The 20,569-nt window shown below is 46.3% G+C and carries 23 protein-coding genes and 1 riboswitch; all 23 genes read right to left on the bottom strand.

Going from position 1 to position 20,569, the window contains the following annotated elements:
* Window positions 1–67 precede the first annotated feature (67 nt).
* Window positions 68–1,165: a site-2 protease family protein gene (locus GC098_RS28350; RefSeq protein ID WP_171646526.1), complete on the bottom strand. Its 1,098-nt coding sequence runs from the start codon at window positions 1,163–1,165 to the stop codon at window positions 68–70.
* 7 nt (window positions 1,166–1,172) lie between these two features.
* Window positions 1,173–1,538 carry an arsenate reductase family protein gene (locus GC098_RS28345; RefSeq protein WP_216625453.1) on the bottom strand — a complete coding sequence of 122 codons (366 nt, stop codon included), beginning with the start codon at window positions 1,536–1,538 and terminating at the stop codon, window positions 1,173–1,175.
* Window positions 1,539–1,665: 127 nt separating this feature from the next.
* Entirely contained in the window at window positions 1,666–2,607 is a 942-nt protein-coding gene (locus GC098_RS28340) for an RluA family pseudouridine synthase (RefSeq protein ID WP_171646525.1), read from the bottom strand.
* Window positions 2,604–3,173 (bottom strand): cob(I)yrinic acid a,c-diamide adenosyltransferase, encoded by a 570-nt coding sequence (locus tag GC098_RS28335; protein ID WP_171646524.1) that lies wholly within the window; start codon window positions 3,171–3,173, stop codon window positions 2,604–2,606. The genes GC098_RS28340 and GC098_RS28335 overlap by 4 nt, the downstream gene beginning before the upstream one ends.
* 2 nt (window positions 3,174–3,175) lie before the next feature.
* Entirely contained in the window at window positions 3,176–4,780 is a 1,605-nt protein-coding gene (locus tag GC098_RS28330) for a cobyric acid synthase (protein WP_171646523.1), read from the bottom strand.
* On the bottom strand, window positions 4,770–5,879 hold the full coding sequence (gene cobD / locus GC098_RS28325) for a threonine-phosphate decarboxylase CobD (protein WP_171646522.1): 1,110 nt from the start codon (window positions 5,877–5,879) through the stop codon (window positions 4,770–4,772). The genes GC098_RS28330 and cobD overlap by 11 nt, the downstream gene beginning before the upstream one ends.
* Before the next feature lie 352 nt (window positions 5,880–6,231).
* Entirely contained in the window at window positions 6,232–7,083 is an 852-nt protein-coding gene (cobS, locus tag GC098_RS28320) for an adenosylcobinamide-GDP ribazoletransferase (protein ID WP_171646521.1), read from the bottom strand.
* Complete coding sequence (gene cbiB, locus GC098_RS28315) at window positions 7,056–8,045, bottom strand: adenosylcobinamide-phosphate synthase CbiB (RefSeq protein ID WP_171646520.1); 990 nt, start codon at window positions 8,043–8,045, stop codon at window positions 7,056–7,058. The genes cobS and cbiB overlap by 28 nt, the downstream gene beginning before the upstream one ends.
* Window positions 8,046–8,075: 30 nt before the next feature.
* Window positions 8,076–8,636: a bifunctional adenosylcobinamide kinase/adenosylcobinamide-phosphate guanylyltransferase gene (gene cobU / locus GC098_RS28310; protein WP_171646519.1), complete on the bottom strand. Its 561-nt coding sequence runs from the start codon at window positions 8,634–8,636 to the stop codon at window positions 8,076–8,078.
* A 67-nt stretch (window positions 8,637–8,703) separates the two neighbouring features.
* The gene (cobT, locus tag GC098_RS28305; protein WP_171646518.1) at window positions 8,704–9,777 is read right to left on the bottom strand and encodes a nicotinate-nucleotide--dimethylbenzimidazole phosphoribosyltransferase; all 1,074 of its coding nucleotides are present in this window, start codon (window positions 9,775–9,777) and stop codon (window positions 8,704–8,706) included.
* Between the two features lie 23 nt (window positions 9,778–9,800).
* Window positions 9,801–10,577 (bottom strand): ABC transporter ATP-binding protein, encoded by a 777-nt coding sequence (locus GC098_RS28300; RefSeq protein ID WP_171646517.1) that lies wholly within the window; start codon window positions 10,575–10,577, stop codon window positions 9,801–9,803.
* Window positions 10,578–10,582: 5 nt separating this feature from the next.
* Window positions 10,583–11,620 (bottom strand): FecCD family ABC transporter permease, encoded by a 1,038-nt coding sequence (locus GC098_RS28295; protein WP_171646516.1) that lies wholly within the window; start codon window positions 11,618–11,620, stop codon window positions 10,583–10,585.
* A 1-nt stretch (window position 11,621) separates the two neighbouring features.
* The gene (locus GC098_RS28290) at window positions 11,622–12,635 is read right to left on the bottom strand and encodes an ABC transporter substrate-binding protein (protein ID WP_171646515.1); all 1,014 of its coding nucleotides are present in this window, start codon (window positions 12,633–12,635) and stop codon (window positions 11,622–11,624) included.
* A 151-nt stretch (window positions 12,636–12,786) separates the two neighbouring features.
* Window positions 12,787–12,939, bottom strand: a riboswitch (cobalamin riboswitch).
* Window positions 12,940–12,971: 32 nt separating this feature from the next.
* The gene (locus GC098_RS28285; RefSeq protein WP_171646514.1) at window positions 12,972–13,499 is read right to left on the bottom strand and encodes a type 2 periplasmic-binding domain-containing protein; all 528 of its coding nucleotides are present in this window, start codon (window positions 13,497–13,499) and stop codon (window positions 12,972–12,974) included.
* A gap of 61 nt (window positions 13,500–13,560) precedes the next feature.
* A complete protein-coding gene (locus GC098_RS28280; protein ID WP_047677416.1) occupies window positions 13,561–13,827 on the bottom strand; it encodes an aspartyl-phosphate phosphatase Spo0E family protein in 267 nt (88 codons plus the stop codon).
* A gap of 68 nt (window positions 13,828–13,895) precedes the next feature.
* A complete protein-coding gene (locus GC098_RS28275) occupies window positions 13,896–15,101 on the bottom strand; it encodes an aminotransferase class I/II-fold pyridoxal phosphate-dependent enzyme (RefSeq protein ID WP_029194083.1) in 1,206 nt (401 codons plus the stop codon).
* A gap of 15 nt (window positions 15,102–15,116) precedes the next feature.
* The gene (locus tag GC098_RS28270; RefSeq protein WP_057304798.1) at window positions 15,117–15,608 is read right to left on the bottom strand and encodes an Lrp/AsnC family transcriptional regulator; all 492 of its coding nucleotides are present in this window, start codon (window positions 15,606–15,608) and stop codon (window positions 15,117–15,119) included.
* 183 nt (window positions 15,609–15,791) lie between these two features.
* Window positions 15,792–16,088 (bottom strand): hypothetical protein, encoded by a 297-nt coding sequence (locus GC098_RS28265; protein WP_171646513.1) that lies wholly within the window; start codon window positions 16,086–16,088, stop codon window positions 15,792–15,794.
* 182 nt (window positions 16,089–16,270) lie between these two features.
* Window positions 16,271–17,182 carry a cysteine synthase A gene (gene cysK, locus GC098_RS28260; RefSeq protein WP_171646569.1) on the bottom strand — a complete coding sequence of 304 codons (912 nt, stop codon included), beginning with the start codon at window positions 17,180–17,182 and terminating at the stop codon, window positions 16,271–16,273.
* 83 nt (window positions 17,183–17,265) lie between these two features.
* Window positions 17,266–18,579, bottom strand: a complete 1,314-nt coding sequence (locus GC098_RS28255; RefSeq protein ID WP_171646512.1) for an MFS transporter — start codon at window positions 18,577–18,579, stop codon at window positions 17,266–17,268.
* A gap of 118 nt (window positions 18,580–18,697) precedes the next feature.
* Window positions 18,698–19,198: a hypothetical protein gene (locus GC098_RS28250; protein WP_171646511.1), complete on the bottom strand. Its 501-nt coding sequence runs from the start codon at window positions 19,196–19,198 to the stop codon at window positions 18,698–18,700.
* Between the two features lie 138 nt (window positions 19,199–19,336).
* Window positions 19,337–19,756, bottom strand: coding sequence for a DUF350 domain-containing protein (locus tag GC098_RS28245; protein ID WP_057304794.1), 420 nt, complete (start codon window positions 19,754–19,756; stop codon window positions 19,337–19,339).
* A gap of 79 nt (window positions 19,757–19,835) precedes the next feature.
* Window positions 19,836–20,516 (bottom strand): PspA/IM30 family protein, encoded by a 681-nt coding sequence (locus tag GC098_RS28240; protein ID WP_171646510.1) that lies wholly within the window; start codon window positions 20,514–20,516, stop codon window positions 19,836–19,838.
* Window positions 20,517–20,569: the final 53 nt, after the last annotated feature.

Below are 20,569 nucleotides of genomic sequence, written 5' to 3'. Positions count from 1 at the left end.
GGTTTATATCCTCTTTATGATAAATTCACTTCATATCAGTAATTAATAGGGCGATAACGCTAAAGCGTTAGTCGATAATTCCCACTTGATGAACAAGTCTTATCATATAAAGCAAAAACAAAGCGAGCGCAAGATAAGCAATTCCGAATTTCCAACGTGTTTTCGCAGGGACATCATAGTAAAGCTCCTGTATCCCTAGAGGTGAATAATCCACTTTTACTTGTAATCCTAAATAAAACCCATTCTCTTTCTGCATACGTTCCACTTTAATTAACTGAACTCTTTTAATGATGGATTGCTGAGGCAATAAAGCATGACCCTCGAATCCGATCCCTTGCCAGTACATCACAATGGTTTGTCTACTTTCCGCAGGGCCCTGCAAATCCGAGTAAGTCGTATATTCTAGATCTCTTGTATGATTCTCCCCCGGAATGATGTATCCCTGCTGAAGCAAATGATCAGCCCCAAAATCAAACCGAGTGGAGACCGAAAGAAGCTCTTCGCGATTTCTGTATTTCACGTATTTTTTATACAAATCCCAAGCGAACATGGCCCATATCACGAAGAAAACCAATTGACTTACACGGCTATTTATATAGTAAATAAATACCAAACCGCCTATTAAACCTAGAATCCATAACCAACGAGTTACTGCTGTAGAAATTCGCCCACCATCTAAAGGATGAATAGGGAGTAAATTAATTAAATTTAAATAGAATGCGGCATAGGCAACCGAAACAATGACAGGAGAATCGGTATATACCCCCAAACCAAAAGCGGCAACACCACCAATGGTCCCAAGAATAGGGCCTCCTATTCCAATGAACGCTTCTGTTGCTGCATCGGTAGGATTCTTTTTCATTGTAATCAGTGCTCCAAGAAAAGGAATAAAGACTGGCGCTGACACTGGAAGCCCCTTCATCTTGGCAGCGAAAACATGACCGAGCTCATGTATGAGAATCATCAGAACAATGCCGATCGCAAAGGGCAATGGGGCAAGATAGGCATAAGCCCAAATTGTAATGAACATTGAGATGATGGCTCCGCCAGCTTTACCAAGCTTTAGTAAGCCTAAAAGCAGCTTCCCTTGTGATAATAGAACAGCTATAAAACCGCCAATGGCTAGTGGTGACTTTTTACCTGCTGGTTTCTTCTTCTCTTCCAACCTAAGATCACCCCTTCGCCCATACTTCGTCATACACTGCTTCCTTGAAACCCACTGTTACCTTTTGACCATCGGTTACGATCGGACGCTTAATCAACCTGCCGTTCGAGGCAAGCAATTCGAGCATTTGCTCTTGCGACATGCTGGGAAGCTTGTCTTTCAGACTCATCTCTTTATATACTTCTCCGGAAGTATTAAAAAACTTTTTGATTTCCAGACCGCTATCACTTAGCAGCTTAGCCAATTCCTTGGCAGAGGGCGGCGTTTCGAATAAAGGGACATTTTCTGTAATATCTACATGATGTTCTTTCAACCACTTTACGGCACTACGGCATGTCCCGCATTTATCATAACAAAATATTTTTACTCCCATGATGTTTAAAGCTCCTTTAAGTCTAAGTTGAAATGAATCGAACTACTTAAAATTCTGAGGTAATTGATACGGAAAGTCAAGTTATAACAAAGAAAACCATCCTAAAAAAGGGATGGTTTCTGTTTATTTAGTTACTTTCCTGCAGCCATGATTGTAAAACTGCTAAATCCGCAGGCAGAGGAGCATGAAACTCCGTCCATTCCCTTGTTCCTGGATGCACAAAACCCAGTTTATACGCGTGCAAAGCCTGACGACCCAGTCGTTCACTGACTTCTACTGCAGATAAACTTTGCTCAAACTCTGGAAGTGTGTACATTTTATCTCCAAGCAGCGGATGTCCCAAATGGCGCATATGCACACGAATTTGATGTGTCCGACCGGTTTCAAGCCATATTCGAACCAAAGCGGCATGCGCGAATTGTTCCACGACCTCATAATGAGTTACTGCCGAATATCCGTCAGGGGTAACGATACGAACATGCGGCTGTTCAGGATCGCGATCAATGGGTTCATTGATCGTTCCGCTTTTCGCTGTGATGACGCCCCACACAAAGGCCAGGTATTTTTTTTTCACCTGATGCTGAATCATCTGCTCTGATATTTGCTGGTGTACATAGGGTGTCTTTGCAATAGCCAGAACACCAGACGTTTCTTGGTCAAGTCTATGCACGGGGCGGAAACGACATGTAATGCCCGCTTGCTGCCAGTGATACACAACGCCATTGGCGATCGTATTCAAATAATGCCCATGCGTCGGATGTACGATGATACCGGCATCCTTGGCTAGTATCAACAGATGCTCATCTTCATGCAGAATGTGCAGTGGAAGATCCTGCGGCAAGATATCCTCAGATTGCTCTTCTTCCATACGAATCTCTACACGATCGCCAGCCTTCACCTTTATGTTGATGTATTGTCTAACCCCATTCACCGTAATGCCCTGCTCGGTTAGTTTAATGCGGGATAGCAATTTGCGAGAGACCATTAATCTTTTTTGCAGCACCGTCTTAAGTATAAAGCCCTCTTCCTCCGGCGGTACGATGTATACTAACGGTTCATAATAACTCATGATTTACGTCTAAACACCTCAGCGCTTCGCACATATTCCACATCAGTAATACCTTCACGGTGATTCGCAGTGCGGGCAATGGTGAAGAATAAATCGGACAGTCGGTTCAAGTATCTGCGCACTTCTGGATTAATTGCCTGCGTTCGCGCAAGCGTTACCACCCGACGTTCTGCTCTACGGCATACGGTACGGCAAACATGGAGTGTGGATGAAACAGTACCCCCGCCCGGCAAAATGAATCGTGTAATATCCGGTGTTTCGGCATCATATTTATCAATCCAAGTCTCCAGCATATCGACCATTTCCGCCGTTACTTTATAAGGACGCAGCTCTTGCTTCAAGAGAGCGAGATCTGAACCGCAATCAAACAATTCATGCTGCACCTGCAGCAAGTCCGGGAGTAAATCGGGGTACTTCGCAGGATCCATAAAGCTCATCGCCTGACCTACATAACAATTCAGTTCATCCGTTGTGCCATAAGCCTCAACACGATCATCATCTTTATCGACACGACCACCAATTACGCCTGTTTGCCCCGCATCTCCAGTTCGAGTATAAATTTTCATTTTTAAGCATCCTCCCTTTTCCAAGGCTTTGATATATCCATCATCTCATAAACTCGATTCATATCCAAGTGACATCTAACGTGGTCAGCCAATCTATCGAAAGCAGCTTCTCGACGTTCCTTAAAACGAAGGCCACCCTCGATTAGGGATAATCCTTTATGCTTGCGAATACGATTTAACCAGGCTCTGCGGAAGTCATCATTATGAAAAATCCCGTGTAAATACGTCCCCCAAACACGCCCATGATCCGCAGCTGCCCCGTCCCCGTGCAGAACGTTGTCAGAGCTTTCATCATCGAGGCTGGTAAGCGCCTTAATCTGGAAAGGCGTTACCATTTCTTGCAAATAACGCGTCCGCCCCATGTGAATTTCATAGCCATCAATGACAATCTCAGTGCTATTTTCAGCAAAAAGTGTACTGCTTCCCTGAACTTGAACGGTCCGTTTATCGGAAGTAAATACCGTCTCCGTTGGTAAAAGCCCTAGTCCCTCTAGCTCAGGATGATCTGATTCGTAGCCGTTTGGATCAAGCAGCTTGGCGCCCAACATCTGATAGCCTGCACAAATACCGGCGACCCAACCATTCTCGGATTGCGCGAAAACCTTCACCCGTTCTGCCAGACCAGATTCGTTCAAATACCGTAAATCGTCCATGGTATTCTTGCTGCCTGGGAGCAAAATGACATCCGGTTCACCCCATTCAGATAGGTGTGTAATATAGCGAAAATGGACATCTTTCTCCTCTTGCAGAGGATCGAAATCCGTAAAATTAGAGAGGCGTGGCAAGCGAATGACCGCGATATCCAGCTGATCTGCTCGTTTCCCTTGAGAGCTCTCATTCCTCTTGCTCTGCATGCGCTTGGAATCTAGTGAAGCTGAGTCCTCATCCTCAATGCCTAACTGAGGCAGATAAGGAATGACCCCAAGAACAGGTTTCCCCGTCTTCTCTTCTAGCCAATCCAAGCCCGGTTTCAGTAGACTAACATCTCCACGAAACTTATTAATAATAAAGCCTTTCACCCGGTCTCTTTCTTCCGGCGTTAAGATCTCCAGTGTCCCTACAATTGAGGCAAATACGCCTCCACGATCAATATCAGCAACGAGAAGCACAGGAGCGTCCGCCCAACCTGCCAACCGCATATTTACAATATCGCGGTCCTTCAGATTAACTTCAGCTGGGCTTCCCGCCCCCTCTAGCACCACTACATCATACCCACTGCGCAGTCGGATTAAAGCTTCCTTCACAATGACTTCAGCCTGCGGCAAATAGGTCTCTCTATACGTCCTTGCATCTAGATCAGAGTATGGCTTCCCGTGAACAACGACCTGAGCAACCATGTCTTGCTTCGGCTTAAGCAGGATCGGATTCATATCCGTTGTGGCTAAAATACGACAGGCATCCGCCTGCACCCCTTGTGCTCGGCCAATCTCTTTGCCATCAAAAGTAACATAAGAATTAAGGGACATATTTTGCGACTTAAATGGCGCCGTTTGCCAGCCGTCTTGAACTAGAATGCGGCACAGTGCGGCCGTTAGAATGCTTTTACCCACGTCGGAAGCTGTGCCCTGGACCATTAATGTTGCAGCTTGTACAGTCTTATTCGTCATCAGCTTGCCCCCGGTTCTGCATGAATTCTGCCATCATGTGACGTAACCCAGCTATTAACCGTTCATTGTCTTCGCGAAGACGTATCGCAACTCGGCAATAGCGTTTATTGAGACCCTCAAAAAGGGAAGCATCTCGGATCAATATCCCTTGATGCCCCAAATGCTTCTGCGCCATCTTCACATCGATGCCCATCCGCTCAGGAAACGAAAAAAGCAAAAAATTCACATCACTAGGCACGACCTCAAGACCCAATTGCTCAAGCTGCTGGGTAAGCCATGGCTTCTCTTCCTCCAGCCACTGCCAGCTAGACTGCTCAAAATCCAAATCATCAAGCACGGCTGTTCCGATTCGCTGCGCTAAATAGTTTACGCTCCACTGCACCTGAAGATGTTGGATTTGCCGAATCCTATCGGGATGAGCCACCATGAAGCCTAAGCGTATACCCGGGATGGAATAAAATTTCGTCATAGATCGGATGACGACAAGCTGCTGACTGGTGGAAGCGAGTTTGAGTAAAGAGTGCTCCTGCTCATTCGGTACAAAATCCATGAAGGCCTCATCAAGCACCAATCTACGGTTACTCTGCATAAGCATGTCCAACACTTGACGAGGAACCAGCTTTCCTGTTGGATTATTCGGATGTCCTAGAAAAAACAAGTCCACAGTCGGATAGGCGGCTTCAATATCTTGCTTCAGCAATTCAAAATTGTGCATTGGCAATAGAGGGATGTTGTAAATACCGCCTCCTGATTTATGAACCGCTTCCTCATATTCACTAAAAGAAGGCCTCGCTAATCCGGTAACTGATGGCTTCAATACTCGCGCGGTCAGATCGATCAGCTCCGCTGCCCCGTTGCCAACCAGAATGCTTTCCACCCCGATATCATATTTCAATGAAAGCTTGTTTCTCAGCTCACGCACAGCGGGATCAGGATATTTGACCATATCGCGCCACCCGTCTCTGAGAATATGCTTAACAACCGAAGGAGGACCTAACGGATTCATATTCGAGCTGAAATCCAAGAACTGCTCCTTCGGACGGCCAAAGGCTTCTTCTGCCGTCCAGAGGTCGCCTCCATGACCAAAGCGTTCTAGCATGATATTCACTCCTTTCTGTTTGGTATGATTTATATGAATGTAGGATGAACACGGAATAAATGAGTCCTATGCTCGGTTGAATGATGTTGTAAAAAGTGCAACAATTACTGCCTAGATCGTGCTATTCTCCCTTCATTGTTGCATGTTGTACAACAATTTGGCCCAATTCAGGCCATTTCGCAACAAATGAGTTCGAAATGTTGTACAAACTGCAACTTCAACATGCAAAATAGCCTTCAGGCGTGTGAATTTTTGTAGAAATTACAACATTGATAACTACCTTAGCCTATCTCCCCTCACGATGATGCTGATTTATCCCCAAGGCATATTTTTGGTCCGGGATGTTACAAACCTACATGTGAGAAGTTATGAAAATGGTAATGCCCAACAAAAGTAGTGTTTCGAGGAGTTCATTCAAGGCACCATATGTATCTCCGGTTAAACCGCCTAATTTACGGCTTATATACGTGGCCAAAAGCCAACCTATTAGACTTGTGCCTATAGCAAAGCTAAAAATAATAGTTAAATCATAGATTAAGGAGAAAGATATCACGCTAGGATCAGCTAGCCATGTGGAAAACACAGCGACTAAAAGCGTAGTGGCAAAGAGGGCTACTAATCCAGACATAGTTACATGCCATTTGGTAACTCCGCGAAAAAAACTCCCTAATCCTGAGCTTTGCCGGGCGTAGGGCCAACCTTGAATAGCTGCAACCATAAACCAACGACTCCAGATGGGAACGATGGCAAGTAAGAAGTACACTCCGCCCATTCCACCAGTACCCAGCAAGGTGTAAAGAAGCGAAAATTTGAGGAGCAGGTGGAGAACACAAACGATGACACCCATGGCGCCTACGCGACTGTCTTTCATGATTTCTAGCATTTGCTCACGGGGTCTGTGGCTAAGGATACCATCAGCGGTATCCATTAGCCCATCTAGATGAAGGCCGCCTGTTAAAACGACCCAGAACCCAAGCAGCAGAACGGCTGCGGGCATCGCAGGTAGGACGAGACTTAACCCCTCGTCTGCTAGGAGTAAAAGAAGACCGATGACGAAACCCGCTAGCGGATAGAATATCACGCTTCTTTGGAATACTCGGTCTGTATAGTCAATTTGCACAGGAATGGGCAAACGGGTTAAAAACTGAAAGGCTGCTATGCAAGCACGCAGCCAGTCTAGTAAAACAGTACGAGTAGTATGCATAGCAATCCTCCCATCACTACAAAGCTAACGCCGTAAAGCATCCTCACGGCGTAGACAATATCCTGCTGCGCTAGCTCCCGCAGCGGCCAGCCCAGGCGAGCGCGCTCGCTCGCAGCGCCGCCATAGACGTTCAGCCCGCCCAGCTCAATTCCGAGTGCCCCGGCTACCGCCGACTCCGGAATTCCGCTATTCGGGCTGGGGTGCAGGTGCGCGAAGCGGCGAATCGCTGCCGCTGCGCGCTTCGCCGAGAGGCCCGGCTGCAGCAGGGCGACGAGGATCAACAGGAGGCCGGTCAGCCGAGCCGGGATCCAGTTCATAACGTCGTCCCAGCGGGCCGACGCCCAGCCGAAATGACGGTATCTGTCATTTCGGTAGCCGACCATCGAATCCAGTGTATTCGATGCCCGGTACAGCATCGCGAGCGGCGCTCCGCCGATCAGCGCATAGAACAAGGGCGCGATGACCGCGTCGACAATGTTCTCCGCCACGGTCTCCACAACCGCGCGCGTCAGTTCTTCCTCGCCGAGCTCATCCGTATCACGGCCTACAATGTAGCCCGTGTACTTACGAGCATCTGCGAGATTCCCTGTACGCAGCGGATTGTATACCAGATATGCGGCATCTTTTAATCCTTTTATAGCTATCGTTGTGGAAATGAACCACGTAGAAACCAAATATCCGAGCCACTCATGAATCGAGCGAGCAGTAAGAATGAACAGCAGCATCACGCTAAAGCTAAGCACTACTGTTGAAACAGTAAGCACGACACCTTTCGTTCGCACCCATCCAGACGATATAACTGGCGTCTCTTTTCCTTTATGTAACTTGCCTTCTACCCACCGAATGAAGCGTCCGACGAGAATAACCGGATGTGTCGGCCACTTCGGATCACCAATCAGCCAGTCCAGTACAATGGCAGCAGCCGTCATACTAACGATTTCCTGCCAAGAATATATCCACATAATGATCACCGTTCCATGCCTAAAGACTTATTATTCCAGTCGATAAGCTCTGCTTTTTAACTCCATGGGTATGCCTACCGTGACAAGGAATACCTGCTCACATACCTCGGCTAAGCGTTGATTCATTCGTCCTGCCAAATCACGAAAATGGCGGCCAAGTGGATATTCCGGCACAATGCCGTCACCAACTTCATTCGTAACCAAGATGAGGTGTCCACGGTAGACGGACACTGCTTCTACAAGCTCGTCTATGCGTTTCATTACCCGAGCAGAAGCATCTAATTCCCCCTCATGATGGAGCAACCAATTGGACAGCCAGAGTGTCAAACAGTCGACCAAGACCACGGCATCCTCCCCGCTCTCCTGCAGCTGAAGCAGCAGCTCCCGCAGTTGGAAAGGCTCCTCCCGGGTATCCCATGGATACCCCGAGCCAAGCCTCATCTGCTGATGCAGCTCAACCCGCTCCTTCATTTCCTCATCGTAGATGTGGGAAGTCGCGATATAAATCCCTCGCTCGCTGCCATGCATGGCGAGCTTCTCCGCGAAAGAACTCTTGCCACTGCGCGCGCCGCCCGTAACCAAAACCGCCATGGCGCCTTCGCCTCCTTATCCATGCTTACTGCGTAAGCTTGCCTTTTACCGGCATATCGCCACGAGGCTAACCCCGCGACACGCCTGCGCTTTCGAATGTCGCCATTTCCTTCATGATCTTGCCTGCGGCATCGATCAAGTTAAAGGCAAGCACCGCGCCCGTTCCTTCGCCCAGGCGCATATCCATCTGCAGCATCGCTGCGAGGCCAACTGCTTCGAGCAGCTTCGCATGCCCCTGCTCCTGCGATAAGTGCGAGGCGAGCATGTAGGACGCGCTTAGCGGTGCTAATCGGCTCGCCACGAGTGCAGCTGCCGACGAGATGAAGCCGTCGACTACAACCGGACAGCGATTCTTCGCTGCGCCGAGAATTACGCCAACAAGTCCGGCGATCTCCAATCCGCCGACCTTCATTAACACATCGAGCGCATACTCAGCGCTTGATCGATTCACCTCATCCACACGAAGCCCATTCACATCCAGCGCCTTATTCACAACGGACACTTTATGCAACCATTTGCCATCATCAATGCCCGTTCCCCGGCCAACAGCAATACTAGCATCCAAGCCCGTTAAAGCGCACAGAATCGCGGCGCTGGCCGTTGTATTGCCAATTCCCATCTCTCCCATAGCAAAGAGTCGGTAGCCCTTTTCCACCAACTCGTCCACAACTTCTACACCAGCTTGTATCGCTTGCACTGTCTCATCCAGCGTTAATGCCGCTTCTCGCGCCATATTGCGCGTCCCTTTTCTTACTTTGCGAGAAACGAGATCAGGATGCTCCAGGTCAGCATTTACCCCCATATCGACACAGAAAACTTCAGCGCCAGCATGTCTGGCAAGAACGTTGACAGCAGCCCCGCCATAAAGGAAATTAAGCACCATTTGTGGCGTTACTTCCGCCGGATATGCACTAATACCTTCTTCACATACGCCGTGATCTCCGGCCATTACGATGACCGCTTTTTTATCAAAAATCGGCATGACTTCGCCCGTTATTCCGGCAACCTGACGCGCAATATCTTCCAGTTTCCCGAGGCTTCCCTGTGGTTTCGTCAACTGATTCAAATGCTCATTCGCTTGGTTCACTACCTCCTGATAAACAGGCTTAATGCTATCTATAATCTCTTGCATCCTATTCATGATTGTGTCCTCCGATAGCTCAACTATTTTCCTGGCTGTAATAAAATTTGCGGCGCATCGTTAACGGGGTGCTGTAGGACAATCGGTTCTGTCCCATACACTTCGCTGATTAATCCGCTAGTAATGATTTCATCAGGTGTTCCTATCGCTGCAAGCTCGCCATGATGTACAACCATTAATCGCGTGCAGTACTGCGCAGCCAAATTCAAGTCATGCAGGACAGCTACAACCGTCAACTCGGATTCCAGCTGCCATTCCTTGATGTAGTCCATCATCTGTACTTGATATCCGATATCCAAGAACGTTGTTGGTTCATCCAGCATAAGCAGCCGCGGCTGCTGCGCCATCACTTTAGCAAGAGCGACACGCTGCCGTTCACCGCCGCTGAGGCGCTCGATTGTTCGATCAATCAGCGGTTCCAAGTGCAGCTTCCGGACAATCCCATCAATTAGACCTTCCGCATCAGCCGGCTCCTCACCAAGCCAATTCTGAAAAGGATATCGGCCCATTTCCACAACTTCACGGACTGTAAAGCCTACTGGAGGCAGCGCATCCTGCTGGAGGACAGCAAGCCATCTAGCTAGCTCTTTTCGTGAATAGGAGGATACTAGCCGGCCATCCAGGTCAACACTTCCGTTTTTCACAGGATCAATCCCTGATATTAGACGGAGTAACGTCGACTTACCGCTGCCGTTTGGCCCAATAATGCCAAAAAATTCACCCTGCTTGATCTCGAAACTGATGTTCTCCAGCACTTGCTGTTCCTTAAAGCTTTGGGAAAGGTGTGCCACTTTAATCATCTTGATCAACCTCTTAACGTTTTCTTATCCTTGTGGAGCAAATAAGCAAAAAATGGCGCGCCCAGAAATGCCGTGATAACCCCAAGTGGAATTTCGGTTGGACTCAGCAGGGTACGGGCAAGTGTATCTGCCCAGAGGACATAAATGCCGCCACCAATTGCGGACAATGGAATAATCAACCGATAATCCGGACCTACTAATAGTCGCACTAAATGTGGCACGATGAGCCCTACAAAGCCGATTACACCAGCAACCGATACCGCAGCGGCAGTTAGGAATGTAGCCACAATTAGTACAATTAGCTTTGTACGCTCTACACTCACGCCGAGATGCGACGCCTGCCGCTCACCTAGAGCCAGTAAATTTAACGACCTCGCATAGCTAAGCAGCACGACAAAACCGATAATTAAATAGGGTGAAATGATATATGTATACGACCAACCTCGCATTGCCAAGCTGCCCATTAGCCAGAAAATGATTTCATTTATGACTTGATTGGAAATAGACACCATGAAGGATACGATTGCCCCTAGAAATGCCTGCATGACCACACCTGATAATATAAGCGTCTCCATCTTCAGCTTCCCTTCGATCTGGGCCAGCTTTAGAACTAGAAATAAAGAAATAAGTCCCGTTACGAAGGCAACAATAGGGATCGACCATTGCCCAAACCACGCCACTTGCAGTCCAAAATAGATTAAAAATGCGGCCCCTACAGAAGCCCCCGAGGATACACCGAGTGCATAAGGATCCGCCAGCGGATTGCGCAGCACACCTTGAAAAGCTGCCCCTGCAATAGAGAGTGAGGCCCCTACAAGAATCCCTAGTAATACACGAGGAAATCGTACTTTATTAATGATTTGTTCCGACGACTGCGGCCAGGTGGCATCGATGTGATCTCCCAGCCAAGGGATATGCTTGGCGAGAATACTGGCAATTTGCAGAACGGGGAGATTAGCGGTGCCCAGCGACAAGCTCGCCACAATAGAAAGAAGAAGGAGTATAACCCCTACTCCTCCCCATAGCATTAATTTTCTTTTCATTTTATTTCACCAGTTCGGGATAAATGCCTTTCGCCATTTCAAGCAGTCCATCGGTCATTCTTGGACCGGGACGGCTCAACATGTTTTGGTCGAGGCCAATCACCTGCTTATTCTTCACAGCATCAATGGTATCCCAGCCGCTTCGCGTACGGATAATTTCATCAAGTGGTTTCTTGCTTTTAGTATCGACGACCCCATTGGCGAACAAAATTACACCTGGGTTTTGTTGAATAATTTTCTCTTCACTGATTTGATACCAGCCTTTACCGTCTCCTGCGACGTTAATCCCGCCAGAAAGCTTGATCAATTCATCCATGTATTCGCCACTGCCCACAGTCCATCCCGGGGCAAATTCAATGTATACCTTTTTCTTGTTCTCTTGCTTGACGTCTTTCACTGCATTAACAACCTTTTGACGGTCCGCTTTCATCTTGGCAACCACTTTTTCCGCTTGCTCCTGATGATCTGTAATCAATCCGTAGGTTTGAATGTTAGCAATGGCATCATCCAAAGTTTTCGGCTCCACTTTAAACACGTTAATATTCAAAGTACGGAGCTTTTCTACAGTATCAGGTTTCATCGAAACCCCTGTGAATACGACATTCGCGTTGGCTGCAATAACTGCTTCTTGGTTAGGCTTCGTTATACTGCCAAGCTTCGGCTTCGTTTTCGCCGCTTCTGGATAATCATCAAAATCAGATACACCAACAATATTAGCCTCCAGCCCAATTGCAAAAAGGGCTTCAGTCTCTGCGGGGGAGACGGATGCAATACGCTCAGGCGCTTTATCAAAGGTAAACTCCTTGCCCGTAGCATCCTTTATTTTCAATGGATAGACCGTCTTTTTGGCTGCCGTTGATGGTGCCGTCGTTGCAGCAGGAGCTTTCGTCCCTTCCCCGCCAAGCTTAGACGGATTGGAAATTTCCGTTTCCTTTTTACCACAAGCTGCGAGACTAATTGCTGTTACTAGCGCTACTGTAAGAATAAATGCTTTTTTTACTGAATTCCTTTTCATCTAATAAACCCTCTCTCTGAACAATTATTTCGATTGACCCTAACAAAAGAGCCCCATTGTTCTCAAAGGAACAATGGGGACGATAAATCGCGGTGCTCAGCAACCCTAAGGTTACTTCCTGATTTAACGCGATCCTTTTCCTCGAAGGATGTCGTAAACGGCACCATGGGCAGGTATCCTGACTCTCCCGGCAACTCATGCCTGGATTACAGTGGCGGGACCGTGCCGGACTTTAACCGGCTTCCCTTTTAAGTGGCAATCTCTTCTTAATGAGCTTACCAGCACCTATGGCTGCATATTTTACTATCAATCTATTTGTCGATTATAGACTTCTTGTTACTTTTGTGCAATTACTTTGAGCACTTGCTTCGACTCATTCAACTTTGGAGCATTTTGAGGAATAAAAGCCACCAAGCCTTTTCCTTCAAAGCCTTGCTCTTTCATCCATTTGTTTCCTGTAAGAGGAATACCATAGAGATGCTTTTCAGCAGGCTTGCCCTCTTCAGCGATTTGAATAACGCCATCTGGATAATCTTCCGGTTTGATCGTATCATCCAAAGAAACGAAACCCGCTTGATTACTAAGTGATTTGAATTGATCTTCGGCAAGAATGAAGATGCCGTTGCCTCCTGCAGCTAGCTCCACAATCATTTTTTCCAACGAAAATATAGGGGATGTATTGATTTTGACTGTAGGAACCTCGCCCACCTTTGATTTCAAAGAACTCTCCAGCTTGTCCCCCGCTTCACTTGGAAAACCATTAGAGCCCATCATAAATATAGATACATCCGGCTTCGGCCCGCCGCAACCCGTAAGCATCACCATAAGCCCTATCATTATAACCAACAGCCATTTCACTTTCATGTTGTGAGCGTACCTCCGTTTGTTATCTGAATCCATCGATAGTCATGAGAAAAGTCGGTTTTCACCGACTTTTTTTCCCATTATGCATATATTCATTTATTTTTTGGTCTAGGATTGTACTCAATTCAACGACGGAATCAGAAGTCATTTCTTCCCCATCAAATACCATCTGTTCTAACCTTCGTCGCAGAGAATGAATCTCTTCTTCTAATAAGGTGAGGGAGTTTTTCTTCTTCGCACGCTTGGTCAACCAACGTTGTCCGAAATCCTGTTCTCGAATTTGAAAATGTTTTTGATAGGTTGATAGTTGATATTCCATAAAAGCCATGCTCATCCCTCCTTACTACAAGAATACCAGTTTTCATCAATAATGAACATATTTATTTACATTATTCATTACAATTTTCTCATAAAATTTCCAATTCTCTCTAATGCTTCATTTAATTGAGAAACACTATAGGCATAGGAACAACGTAAGAAGCCTTCTCCACCTAAACCAAACACATCTCCCGGCACTGCAGCAACTTTTGACTCAAATAATAGCCGCTGAGCAAACTCTTCTGAAGTTAATCCTGTAGCAACAATACTTGGAAATGCATAGAAAGCGCCTTGCGGCTCATGGCATTCGAGACCAATATCTCGGAACCCTTTTACAATTAGACGTCTGCGCTGGTTATAGGACTCGATCATCCGATCTTTTTCTTCCAAGCCATTCGTCAACGCCTCATGAGCAGCAACTTGACCCATCACCGGTGCGCACATCACCGTATATTGATGAATTTTGGTCATCGCCGAAATAAGCTCATGGTGACCGCAAGCATATCCCATCCGCCAGCCTGTCATGGCAAAAGCTTTGGAGAAACCGCTAACCAAGATTGTCCGATCTTTCATACCAGGAATAGCCGCGAAGCTCACGTGCTTCTGCCCATAAGTCAGCTCTGCATATATTTCATCGGAAATGACAATAAGATCGTTCTCTTCAATGACTTTGGCAATCGGCAGCCAATCCTCATAGGTCATAATACCGCCAGTTGGATTGCTAGGATAGCAGAGAATCAATATCTTAGAACGTGGCGTAATCGCGTCGCGAAGTGCTTTCTCAGTCAGCTTGAACTGGTCCTTCGCGAAGGTCTCGATCCCAACAGCTACACCGCCGCTTATGCTCGTAATTGGGGAATACGAAATATAACAAGGTTCAGGTATAAGAATTTCGTCACCCGGCGTTATCAAAGCTCGGAGAGCTAAGTCAATCGCTTCACTGCCGCCAACCGTAACAAGAACTTCATTTGATGGCTCATATTTCACTTTAAACGACGTATGAAGGTAATCGGCAATCGCTTCACGAAGCTCAGGAATACCTGAGTTTGGCGTGTATTTCGTTCTACCGCGTTCCAAGGAATGCACAGCTGCTTCACGGACATGCCAAGGTGTTGAAAAGTCCGGTTCCCCTACACCAAGAGAGATAATATCTTCCTTGCTGTTACTCACCAAATCAAAAAACTTTCGAATACCTGAAGGCTTCATTTCACGTACGGCAGGAGCGAGGTAGTCCTGCATCGATTTTACCTTGTTCTGCTGGATCGTTATCTCATCTTTGATCATGGCGTTCCCTCTTCTTTACGGCGAAACGAGCATTCGGTGATCGTTTTCCTGATCCTCGAATATAATGCCGTCTTGTTTGTATTTTTTTAATATAAAATTCGTCTTTGTTGAAAGTACACGGTCAATCGGCGAAAGCTTGTTGGACACGAAAGAAGCGACTTGTTTGAGGGAACTGCCCTCAATTTCCACAAGTAAATCATAAGCGCCAGACATAAGATAAACCGATTTGACTTCTGGATATAAATAGATCCGTTCCGCGATAGCATCAAACCCGTGTCCGCGTTCCGGCGTAATTTGCACTTCAATTAGGGCGGTAACCTTTTCGTCATCCACTTTACTCCAGTTAACTACTGTCGCGTATTTGACGATGACCTTATCCGCTTCCATCTCGCTTATCGCTCGCGCCACCTCGGCCTCCGCCGTTCCTAGCATAGTGGCGATCAAGTCCGCACTCCTGCGGGCATCTTCCTTCAGTAGTTCGAGAATTTTAAGCTTCAAAGCATCCATGGTTAAACCTACCTTTCTGAAATCTGATTCGTTCATCCTTTAATCTTACAATGAATTGCTGTCCTAATTCAATTACTGAGCTTGTTTTAGAGCGGAATATTTTTGTATAACCGAAATTTCCACCTCACAAATAAAAAAAAGGCCACCGGGACCTCCCGAGTAGCCTCTGCCTACAAGTAATAATCAGGATTGTCCGTGAACCAAACTAACCTTCGATTCGGCTTGCAGCAACTTATTCATCATAGTTTCAATTTCACGATGCTCATACGTAGGACGCACATGGACATGACATTCTCCCGCCATACAACCGATTCCGACAAGCTTATTCTCATCATAAACCGAGATAACGTGTTCCGATTGGAAATCGTTCCAATTCACAATCGCTTGCGCTCCAAATGTTATGCATTCTTCTGTATATGTCTGTATAAATTCCTGGAATTGACCTTCTTCAGGAAGCGCATTAATGTATGCTAATTTCAACGTATTTCCACCTTTCATCCCAAACCTTCTTATACTTATAATTATACTCAATTATGAATTTTTATTCAATGTTCTTTTATTATCTTTTTTGTTAAAAAATAATGAAGAACGGCCCATCCGAATCATTTGGATCCGGTGGGCCGCTCATATTTGCTAACTTATTTATGAATTTAATCATGTATTTAATCAAAAATGTCCATACTCAAATATCTTTCGCCCGTATCCGGTGCAATACAGAGCACTCTCTTGCCCGCTCCTAGCTTACGAGCTACCTGCATACCTGTCCACACGGAGGCTCCGGCCGAAGGTCCCACAAGAATGCCTTCCTTGCTGGCCAGATCTTTCATGGTTCGAATTGCATCTTCGTCAGTCACCTGCACGATCTGATCATATACGCTTGTGTTCAGAATAGCGGGTACGAAACCTGGACTCGTACCAACCAGTTTATGCGGACCTGGACTTCCTCCAGATAGAACCGGTGAGCCCTTCGGCTCCACCACATAGATCTGGATATCCGGCAGCTTCTCTCGGAGCACCTCTCCCGTTCCGGTGATCGTTCCGCCCGTTCCTGAAGTTGCTACGAAAGCATCCAGACGCCCGTCCATTTGCTCCAGAATTTCCGGAGCTGTTGTCGTCCGATGAATGCTCGGATTCGCCGGATTCTCGAACTGCTGCGGGATATAGCTGCCAGGTATCTGATCCCGCAGCTCCTTCGCTTTCTCAATCGCTCCCGGCATCCGCAGCGCGGCGGGAGTGAGTACGACCTCTGCGCCATAGGCCTTGAGCAGATTAATCCGTTCTTTGGTCATGTTGTCCGGCATGATTAGAATAGCCTTGTAGCCTCTAGCAGCTGCATTCATGGCAAGTCCAATGCCAGTATTACCGCTAGTCGGCTCAATAATCTTAGCGCCAGGACGAAGCAGTCCATCTTTCTCCGCCTGTTCGATTAAATTAAACGCAGCACGGTCTTTTACACTGCCGCTTGGATTAAAGTATTCAAGCTTCACGTAGAGCTCCGCATCATTCGGACCTACCAATCGGTTAATCCGCACGGCCGGTGTATCACCGATTAGCTCTGTGATGCTATTCACCATTTTTCTATGTGTCAAGGGTTACCCCCTCCTCTTCCCAATAAAACAATCTATACCCACATTTTTATCGGGAAGCGTGAAAGATGTCAAGTTCTAATTACAGTTAACTGCTTCTTCATAAAGTACCAGCTAACCAACGGTGAGCTGCCAATGATCAACAACAGTACGTTTATCACAAGCGGCGCCTTACTCCACGAAATGACACAAATGAATAAGAGCACCCCACACACACGCCCCACATTAAGGGAAAGCTCACGAAGTACAATGTACTCCTCCCGCTGCTTAGCGCTGGCTTCATTTGAACCAATAAGATCGAATACTGCCGATACCATAGGTACCGAATACAACGGAAAGAAGAGCGAAGCTCCTATGCCGAAGATAAGTAAAGTGCTATATCCCATTTTCCAGAAAAAAGGAATAATAACGGCTACGATCATAGCAGCGCCAATCAGCATACTGATCTTTCGAAAATGCGGCTTAATAAATCGTCCCGCCGCCCAGAAACTCACTAAAGATACCGCAGAAGTAATCAGTACAAAACTACCTAAGCTCGCTTCACTTGATGTGGATATGTAGACGAGAAGTGCAATCATGAATCCAAAGACACCCTCTCGAACTCCTTGAAATACCAGGGCTAAGCACACGCGCTTCCAGGGTGTTTCAGCTTGCTTTAGACAACGCAAGGGAAACAACCATTCGTAGGTACCTAGTACTTTCCGTTTTTTCAAAAAGAAACTGATAACCACGCCCAGTAAAAAGATACCTAACGAGATGGAAAAGATTAAACGATACCCAGCACCATCTCCCAAACTCACAATCAGTAAACCGGAGATCCAGGGTGCGACTATTCCGGCGCCAGAACCCAATAGTCCTACCCAGCCATTGAACCGATCTCGATTATCAGGGTCCGTCACTTCAAAATAAACAACATTAAAAGCCACCCAGAATAAGCCAGCTGAAATTCCCTGGACCATACCTAACCAAACAAAATAGTGAAAGCTATTTGCTCCAAGCCACAATACCAGCATATAAAAGCCCGCGGAAACTGCAACGCCGACCCGTAAGCAGTTCATTTTATTGTGTTCCTTCACCCATTTCCCTGCTAACCAGAAGGTAATCGCCATTGTCAAATGCGTCGTCAAAGTAAACCAACCGATTAAAGCGAAGTCATTTTTGGCCTTCCACAAATACACACCAACGAAAGTTCCGGACAAGGCATTTGCACTGCCAAATAACGTGTGAACGACTAGTAAAAGAATCGCCTGAGCATCTAGCCGACCTTTCTTCTGCGAACCCTTAACTTCGACGGCTTCACTTCCACGGTCTTCAAAATAATTGGTTTTAGTGCCTTCCTTTGCCCTACCTCGTTGAACAAAATGCTTACTCTGATCCTTTTGCATACTCCTCCTCACCTTTCCCCACAGATCGAAATAGCTCTTGTTAAGCTTCCCCAATCGAGTGAAAATATGAGGCTGGACATATAAAAAAACCGAATCCATAAGGGACTCGGTTCCACCGCTACTCCGATTTAATACGTTCAACCATGAGCAGTCGATCTGTATCAGATAAGATTTTCTCCACCTTAAAGCAAGACGGACATACAAAGACATTCGAAGTAAAGGGACCTGTTAGGAAAGCACTTCCTAACGTTTTGGGAATAACAGGCGTGAAAGAGGAGCCACTCGTGACCTCAGTACCTGCAAACAACAATAGTTCATGACAGCTCGAGCACTCAGGTGCCTCTTCTTGTTCGTCAGTAATATGCTGAACTTTTTCTCCGTATTTATCGAGAGGTTCATCCGAATCATCCCAAGCCAATGATAAATCTTCATCCGAATCGGCATATTCTTGTTCATCAAAGCGGAGCGGTTGACCTGTTTGTTTCACCTTTAAATCGATGCTCCTATAATCGTTCAGTTCATTAAAACAGTGCGGACATTCGTCCTCGGGTCCAATTTCCGGATCCCAAACGATCTCTGTTTGGCACCATGGACAAACTATTTCTTCATTGGTACTCATTACGTAATCCTCCAACCTAATGCATTCATGCATATTTCAATAAATAATAAACCCCTGCCGCCATAAATACAAACGCGATGGCAAACAAAGTGCCCCACAGGTATTTCATTGTTCAAGCCTCCAAGATTATGTATGATTCTAAGTTACACAAGCTCCGACCACGTAGGAAAGGGAGACAGACAGCGTCAAGGACAAGAAACCTACAGCGCGATTATCTTTCTTGATTTCCTCATCGATTTTGAAATAAGGCGTCAAGAATTCAAAAATGAAGTAGGCAGCCAGCAAAAGCAAGAATCCGTACCCTGCCCAGATGAGGGAATGAATCATCGTGTCATTGTTTAGGATAGCGAATCGGAACAGATTACAAATCCCAAAAATCTTCCCACCTGTAGCCATCGCTACAGATAAGTTGCCTTTTTTGATCTCTGCCCAGTCATCATATTTGGTGACCATTTCAAAAATCGTTAGAAATACAACTAACGCGATCACAGCAACTGCAAAAAAGGCAAGCGTCGATAAATACGGGTTACTTAGCAATACATCCACCTCTTCGTTCATATCGTCTCCTGCCTTCCTTCGCGAAAGATAGAAGAGACTGAGTTTGACTCAGTCTCTCGCAGGTACTATTAGTATAACATTAGGATTGTTTTTTTTCAGCAAGCTTTGCTCTCATAGCTGCTAATTCGTCATCAATTCCGCTGCTGCTTGCGCCAAGTCCGTCGAGCTCATCATCTAAGCTGCGGTTTTTAGCACGGATTTCACCGCTTGCTTGCGCTTCAGCTTCCATTTGAAGCACTTTCTCGCTCATACGATCAAAACCTTTAGCTGCATTGTCTGTACCAAAACCAGACATCGCTTGATTGATTTGTTTTTGAGCTTTTGCTGTTTCAGCACGAGCAATCAACAAATCCTTCTTGTTCTTCATTTTGTTGAACTCGTCTTTCATTTCCGTCAATTGGCTGCGAAGTTGATCAGCATTCGTTTTCGCAAGATCATATTGGCGTTTCAATTCATCATAACGTCCTTGGTGCTCTTTCTTGTCTTCCAAAGCGCGGCGAGCCAGGTCTTCATTGCCTGATTCAAGGGCTTTCATAGCCTGCTCAGTACGTTTCGTAACCATCTCTTCGGATTCTTCAAACTGAAGCTTGAATTTCTTCTCAATTGCGATCTGCTTAGCTACTGCAGACTCAGCCTCCATGATATCTTCTTCCATGTCACGCAGAAACTGATTTAACATCTTAATAGGATCTTCTGCTTTGTCCAGCAAGTCATTAACCGAAGCCATTGTCATATCACGAAGTCTTTTAAAAATTCCCATTTTTGAATTCCTCCTAAGGTTTATAAACATGTATTTTAAAATTTGGGTATTGC

It is taken from the genome of Paenibacillus phytorum (assembly GCF_013141715.1).
In the GTDB taxonomy this organism is placed as follows: Bacteria; Bacillota; Bacilli; order Paenibacillales; family NBRC-103111; genus Paenibacillus_E; species Paenibacillus_E phytorum.
This window is presented reverse-complemented; position numbering and strand designations above follow the sequence as displayed.

Bases quoted from the DNA above. Each gene is read 5' to 3' on its own strand.
- cobU (WP_171646519.1), bottom strand. From the start codon at position 8,636: ATGGCGGTTTTGGTTACGGGCGGCGCGCGCAGTGGCAAGAGTTCTTTC.
- GC098_RS28245 (WP_057304794.1), bottom strand. From the start codon at position 19,756: ATGAACGAAGAGGTGGATGTATTGCTAAGTAACCCGTATTTATCGACG.
- GC098_RS28300 (WP_171646517.1), bottom strand. From the start codon at position 10,577: ATGATTAAAGTGGCACACCTTTCCCAAAGCTTTAAGGAACAGCAAGTG.
- GC098_RS28295 (WP_171646516.1), bottom strand. From the start codon at position 11,620: ATGAAAAGAAAATTAATGCTATGGGGAGGAGTAGGGGTTATACTCCTT.
- GC098_RS28340 (WP_171646525.1), bottom strand. From the start codon at position 2,607: ATGAGTTATTATGAACCGTTAGTATACATCGTACCGCCGGAGGAAGAG.
- GC098_RS28270 (WP_057304798.1), bottom strand. From the start codon at position 15,608: ATGGATGCTTTGAAGCTTAAAATTCTCGAACTACTGAAGGAAGATGCC.
- GC098_RS28285 (WP_171646514.1), bottom strand. From the start codon at position 13,499: ATGAAAGTGAAATGGCTGTTGGTTATAATGATAGGGCTTATGGTGATG.
- GC098_RS28255 (WP_171646512.1), bottom strand. From the start codon at position 18,579: ATGCAAAAGGATCAGAGTAAGCATTTTGTTCAACGAGGTAGGGCAAAG.
- GC098_RS28330 (WP_171646523.1), bottom strand. From the start codon at position 4,780: ATGACGAATAAGACTGTACAAGCTGCAACATTAATGGTCCAGGGCACA.
- cobS (WP_171646521.1), bottom strand. From the start codon at position 7,083: ATGCATACTACTCGTACTGTTTTACTAGACTGGCTGCGTGCTTGCATA.
- cysK (WP_171646569.1), bottom strand. From the start codon at position 17,182: ATGGTGAATAGCATCACAGAGCTAATCGGTGATACACCGGCCGTGCGG.
- GC098_RS28250 (WP_171646511.1), bottom strand. From the start codon at position 19,198: ATGAGTACCAATGAAGAAATAGTTTGTCCATGGTGCCAAACAGAGATC.
- GC098_RS28240 (WP_171646510.1), bottom strand. From the start codon at position 20,516: ATGGGAATTTTTAAAAGACTTCGTGATATGACAATGGCTTCGGTTAAT.
- cbiB (WP_171646520.1), bottom strand. From the start codon at position 8,045: ATGTGGATATATTCTTGGCAGGAAATCGTTAGTATGACGGCTGCTGCC.
- GC098_RS28280 (WP_047677416.1), bottom strand. From the start codon at position 13,827: ATGGCTTTTATGGAATATCAACTATCAACCTATCAAAAACATTTTCAA.
- cobT (WP_171646518.1), bottom strand. From the start codon at position 9,777: ATGAATAGGATGCAAGAGATTATAGATAGCATTAAGCCTGTTTATCAG.
- cobD (WP_171646522.1), bottom strand. From the start codon at position 5,879: ATGCTAGAACGCTTTGGTCATGGAGGCGACCTCTGGACGGCAGAAGAA.
- GC098_RS28290 (WP_171646515.1), bottom strand. From the start codon at position 12,635: ATGAAAAGGAATTCAGTAAAAAAAGCATTTATTCTTACAGTAGCGCTA.
- GC098_RS28345 (WP_216625453.1), bottom strand. From the start codon at position 1,538: ATGGGAGTAAAAATATTTTGTTATGATAAATGCGGGACATGCCGTAGT.
- GC098_RS28335 (WP_171646524.1), bottom strand. From the start codon at position 3,173: ATGAAAATTTATACTCGAACTGGAGATGCGGGGCAAACAGGCGTAATT.
- GC098_RS28275 (WP_029194083.1), bottom strand. From the start codon at position 15,101: ATGATCAAAGATGAGATAACGATCCAGCAGAACAAGGTAAAATCGATG.